The following is a 5,166-nucleotide window of genomic DNA, read 5'->3' on the forward strand; positions in this document are numbered from 1 at the left end:
ATGGCCGATGGCGGCGGGCCCACGGAGCAGGACCGGAGCGAGGGCATGCCGAGCCTAGGCGAGGCACCGAACGAAAGGGGCAAAGCGCTTTGGTTACTTTCGTCTGGGCCGGCATTCCGGCTCTTCGAAAGTGACCCGCCGTAAGGGCGGAACCTTAAGCAGCCGTTACCGCAGCAATGGATATATACCCAACCATAAGCCGCCGTTACCGCAGCACCGGATATGTACCCAACCAAAAGCCACCACCGGTCAACTATTTACCAAGCACCCTAACTATTACGTTGACATTCGCTGCCTAGGCAGTAACATCTCGACATACATTCACTGCCTAGGCAGCTAATTGGTGTTCAGATGAAACATTTCGCGCCAGACGATTTCCACAATTGCCATCTCGGTCTCCTGCTCGGTCGTGCTGCGCTGCTCAAGGACCGGATCATCGACACGCACATGGAACCTCACGGCATCACCGCCGCGCAGTTCAAGGTGCTGATCATCATGGCCCAGTACGGCGTCGATTCTCCGGGCGAGCTGTGTCGGCACCTGTCGCTGGACAGCGGTTCGATGACGCGCATGCTCGATCGTCTGGAACAGAAAGGCTTCCTCGCTCGCCAGCGCTCCGAGGCAGATCGCCGGCAGGTGCAGCTTGTACTTACGGAAGAGGGGCAAAAACTGGCTGACCGCCTGCCGCACATCGGTGCCGAAGCCATGAATGAACTGGCCGGCGCCATCACTCCAGACGAGCTGAAAACCCTGGAGCTGATCCTCAAGAAAATTCTGCTGGCAGCCGGTGACTCGATCACCGTGCTGCGTCTGGGTGGCAACAATGAACAGTAAAACCCTGCGCACCGGTTTGAGCCTGGTGCTGTTGGCCATGAGCCTGGCGGGTTGCGCCAGTTACAGCGGCCTGACCACCGAAGGCGTCAGCCTCGATGCGAAAAACCTCAAGGCCGGGCAATCCCTCAGCGGCGTGACGTTGTCGCCGGCGGCATGGCCGAAAAGCGACTGGTGGAAAGGCCTTGGCGATCCGCAGCTCGACGGCCTGATCCGCGAAGCCCTGCACGACAGCCCCGACATGCAGATCGCCGACGCCCGTGCCCATCAGGCCAGCGCCGCCGCGTACGCCGCCGATGCCGCGCGGATGCCGACCCTCGATGCCAGCGCCGGTATCAGCCGTTCGCGTCTGGCCAAGGATCAGGACCCGCTGGGGCAGGGCGACAACTACGCCACCGTGCGCAGCATCGGTGCCACTTTCAATTACAACTTTGATCTCTGGGGCGGTCAGCGTGACGCCTGGGAAGCTGCACTGGGCGAGGCCCGCGCTGCGGAAGTCGATCAAAAGGCTGCGCAGTTGACCTTGTCCGCCGACGTGGCCCGTGCCTACAGCGATCTTGGGCAGGCTTACATCGTTCATGACCTGTCCGCCGAAGACCTCAAACGCACCAAACAAATGCTCGACCTGAGCCAGCGTCGCCTGAGCGCCGGGATCGACAGCCAGTATCAGTTCCAGCAAACCGAAAGCCTGGAAGCCACGTCCGAAGCCAACCTGATCGACGCCGAAAAACGCCTGCAAAGCGCCAAGATCGCGCTGGCCGTGCTGCTCGGCAAAGGCCCGGATCGCGGCAATGAAATCGTCCGGCCGAACATTCTCAAGCCTGGCGCCGTGGCGTTGCCGTCGGTGCTGCCGGCCGAGCTGCTCGGTCGTCGTCCGGACCTGGTCGCCGCGCGTTGGCGGGTCGAGGCAGCGAGCAAGAATATCGACGCCGGTAAAACACAGTTCTATCCGAACTTGAACCTCAGCGCGGCGGCGGGTGCCGAATCGTTGTTGGGCGATGCAATGTTCGGTTCGGCGAGCCGCTTCTTCAATGTCGCGCCGACCATTTCCGTGCCGATTTTCGACGGTGGCCGCCTGCGCGCCGACCTCGATTCCCGCGACGCCGACTACGACCTGGCGGTGGCGCAGTACAACAAAAGCCTGGTCAGGGCATTGGGTGATGTCAGCGACAGCATCAACCAGTTGCGTGATATCGGTCGGCAGATCGCTGCCCAACAGCACGCCACCGACATCGCCCAGGATTCATACAACACCGTGGTCCAGCGGTACGGTTCCGGCATCGGCAACTACCTGGACGTGCTCAGCATCGAGCAGCAATTGCTTCAGGCCCAGCGTCAGTTGGCCAACCTGAATGCCGAGCAGATCGACCTGTCGATCCAATTGATACAGGCGCTGGGTGGCGGCTTCCAGCCTGAGGCCATTGCCTCGGCTGACGCCGCTCCAGCCACGCTGACCCACTAATTCAAGGTACTTGTCATGGCCACTGCCGAAACGACTCAATCCCCGGAAAACACCCCGGCCAATCCCAACGCGGGCAAGCGCAAGTTCATGTTGCTGGTGCTTGCCGTGGTCGTTGCACTCAGCGGCGTGGGTGTCTGGGCCTATCACGAATTTTACGGGCGCTGGAGCGAAAGCACCGACGACGCCTATGTGAACGGCAACGTGGTGGAAATCACGCCGCTGGTCACCGGCACCGTGGTGAGCATCGGAGCCGACGATGGTGATCTGGTCCATGAGGGCCAGGTGCTGGTGAATTTCGACCCCAATGATGCCGAGATCGGCCTGCAAAACGCCCAGGCCAATCTGGCCCGCACGGTGCGTCAGGTTCGCGGTTTGTACAGCGACGTCGACGGCATGAAAGCCCAGGTCAACGCCCAGCAAGCCGAAGTGCAGAAAGCGCAGGACAACTACAACCGCCGGAAAAACCTCGCCAGCGGCGGGGCGATTTCCCAGGAGGAGTTGTCCCACGCCCGTGACGACCTGACCTCGGCGCAAAACGCCCTGGCCAACGCCCAGCAGAAACTCAAAACCACCAGCGCGCTGGTCGACGACACTGTGGTGTCTTCGCACCCGGACGTGATGGCCGCCGCCGCGCAACTGCGTCAGGCCTACCTGAACAATTCCCGCAGTACTTTGATCGCGCCGGTAACCGGTTACGTGGCCAAGCGCTCGGTGCAGCTCGGCCAACGGGTGCAGCCGGGTGAGGCGTTGATGGCGGTGATCCCGCTGGATCAACTGTGGATCGACGCCAACTTCAAGGAAACCCAGCTGCGTGACATGCGCATTGGCCAACCGGTGGAGATCGAAACCGATCTCTACGGCAGCAGCGTGAAATACAGCGGCACCATCGACAGCCTCGGCGCCGGTACCGGCAGCGCGTTTGCCTTGCTGCCGGCGCAAAACGCCACTGGTAACTGGATCAAGATCGTGCAACGGGTGCCGGTGCGGATTCACGTCAACGCCGAAGAACTGGCCAAACACCCGCTGCGGGTTGGCCTGTCGACCATCGTCGATGTGGACCTGCACGACCAGAGCGGCCCGGTGCTGGCGCAACAACCGCCGCAGAAGGCGTCGTTCAGCACCAGCATCTACGACCGCCAGTTGGCCGAGGCCGACGCCATGATCACGCAGTTGATTCACGACAACAGCGCCGCGGTCAGCAAGACCGCACATCGCTGATTCGCCAATCCGCCGGCTGCGCCTGTAACGGGCGCAGCGCAACCTGAGTGTCAAAGGATTCGCGATGAGCAATAACGCCTCTTTCACGCCGCCCAGCCTGGTGCTCAGCACCATCGGCCTGTCGCTGGCGACCTTCATGCAGGTGCTCGACACCACCATCGCCAACGTGGCGTTGCCGACGATTTCCGGCAACCTGGGCGTGAGTGCGGAGCAGGGCACGTGGGTGATCACATCGTTCGCAGTGAGCAACGCCATCGCACTGCCGCTGACCGGTTGGCTCAGCCGCCGTTTCGGCGAGGTGAAGCTGTTTATCTGGGCGACGCTGCTGTTCGTAATCGCGTCGTTCCTGTGCGGGATCTCCACATCCATGCCGGAACTGGTGGGCTTCCGCGTCCTGCAAGGCGTGGTGGCGGGGCCGTTGTACCCGATGACCCAGACGCTGCTGATTGCGGTCTACCCCCCGGCGAAACGGGGGATGGCGCTGGCGCTGCTGGCGATGGTCACGGTGGTGGCGCCGATTGCCGGGCCGATTCTTGGCGGCTGGATCACCGACAGTTACAGCTGGCCGTGGATCTTTTTCATCAACGTGCCGATCGGCGTGTTCGCCGCATGGGTGGTGACCCAGCAGATGAAGAAACGCCCGGTGGTCACCAGCCGCCAGCCGATGGATTACGTCGGCCTGATCGCCTTGATCATCGGCGTCGGCGCGTTGCAGATCGTCCTCGACAAAGGCAACGATGCCGATTGGTTTGAATCGAACTTCATCATCATTGGCTCGGTGATTTCCGTTGTCGCGCTGGTGTTCTTCGTAATCTGGGAAATGACCGACGAACATCCGGTAGTGAACCTGCGGCTATTCGCCTACCGCAACTTCCGCTACGGCACCATCGTGCTGATTCTGGGTTACGCCGGGTTCTTCGGGATCAACCTGATATTGCCGCAATGGTTGCAGACGCGACTGGGCTACACTGCGACGTGGGCCGGTTTTGCCGTGGCGCCGCTGGGAATCCTGCCGGTGTTGCTGTCACCTTTCGTCGGCAAATACGCGCCGAAATTCGACATGCGGGTGCTGGCCGGCGGGGCGTTCCTGGCCATCGGCCTGAGCTGTTTCATGCGCGCCGGTTTCACCAATGAAGTGGATTTCCAGCACATCGCCATGGTGCAGTTGTTCATGGGCATCGGGGTGGCGCTGTTCTTTATGCCGACCCTGACCATCCTGCTCTCGGATTTGCCACCGCATCAGATTGCCGATGGCTCGGGCCTGGCGACGTTCCTGCGGACCTTGGGCGGTAGCTTTGCGGCATCGTTGACCACCTGGATCTGGATTCGCCGGGCGGATCAGCACCATGCCTATCTGACCGAAAGCATCACCCAGTTCGATCCGGCGACTCGTGAAGCGTTGACGCATCTAGGCGGGGCGGGGGCGAAGGCCTATACGCAGCTGGATCAGATGGTGATCAGCCAGGCGTACATCATGTCCACGGTGGATTACTTCACCTTGCTGGGCTGGATGTTCTTCGGGTTGATATTGATCGTGTGGCTGGCCAAACCGCCGTTTACGGCGAAGGCTGGGCCTGCGGCGTCTGCGGGACATTGATATAGCAGTGTCCGCTAAAAGATCGCAGCCTTCGGCAGCTCCTACATGGGATTTGTGT

4 protein-coding genes are annotated in these 5,166 nt (G+C 61.5%); all 4 read left to right on the plus strand.

Going from position 1 to position 5,166, the window contains the following annotated elements; translation table 11 throughout:
* Positions 1-351 precede the first annotated feature (351 nt).
* The 4 genes from ACW9JC_RS28550 to ACW9JC_RS28565 all read left to right on the plus strand — a co-directional run bounded on the left by ACW9JC_RS28550 (position 352) and on the right by ACW9JC_RS28565 (position 5,108).
* Entirely contained in the window at positions 352-834 is a 483-nt protein-coding gene (locus ACW9JC_RS28550) for a MarR family winged helix-turn-helix transcriptional regulator (RefSeq protein WP_457459221.1), read from the plus strand.
* Positions 824-2,293, plus strand: coding sequence for an efflux transporter outer membrane subunit (locus ACW9JC_RS28555; protein WP_457459223.1), 1,470 nt, complete (start codon positions 824-826; stop codon positions 2,291-2,293). The genes ACW9JC_RS28550 and ACW9JC_RS28555 overlap by 11 nt, the downstream gene beginning before the upstream one ends.
* A 15-nt stretch (positions 2,294-2,308) precedes the next feature.
* Complete coding sequence (locus tag ACW9JC_RS28560; RefSeq protein ID WP_457459225.1) at positions 2,309-3,511, plus strand: HlyD family secretion protein; 1,203 nt, start codon at positions 2,309-2,311, stop codon at positions 3,509-3,511.
* A 64-nt stretch (positions 3,512-3,575) separates the two neighbouring features.
* Complete coding sequence (locus tag ACW9JC_RS28565) at positions 3,576-5,108, plus strand: DHA2 family efflux MFS transporter permease subunit (protein WP_338581903.1); 1,533 nt, start codon at positions 3,576-3,578, stop codon at positions 5,106-5,108.
* The last annotated feature ends 58 nt before the right edge of the window (positions 5,109-5,166 follow it).

The sequence above is a fragment of the Pseudomonas sp. SDO5591_S426 genome (assembly GCF_054070755.1).

Bases quoted from the DNA above. Each gene is read 5' to 3' on its own strand.
- ACW9JC_RS28550 (WP_457459221.1), top strand. From the start codon at position 352: ATGAAACATTTCGCGCCAGACGATTTCCACAATTGCCATCTCGGTCTC.
- ACW9JC_RS28555 (WP_457459223.1), top strand. From the start codon at position 824: ATGAACAGTAAAACCCTGCGCACCGGTTTGAGCCTGGTGCTGTTGGCC.
- ACW9JC_RS28560 (WP_457459225.1), top strand. From the start codon at position 2,309: ATGGCCACTGCCGAAACGACTCAATCCCCGGAAAACACCCCGGCCAAT.
- ACW9JC_RS28565 (WP_338581903.1), top strand. From the start codon at position 3,576: ATGAGCAATAACGCCTCTTTCACGCCGCCCAGCCTGGTGCTCAGCACC.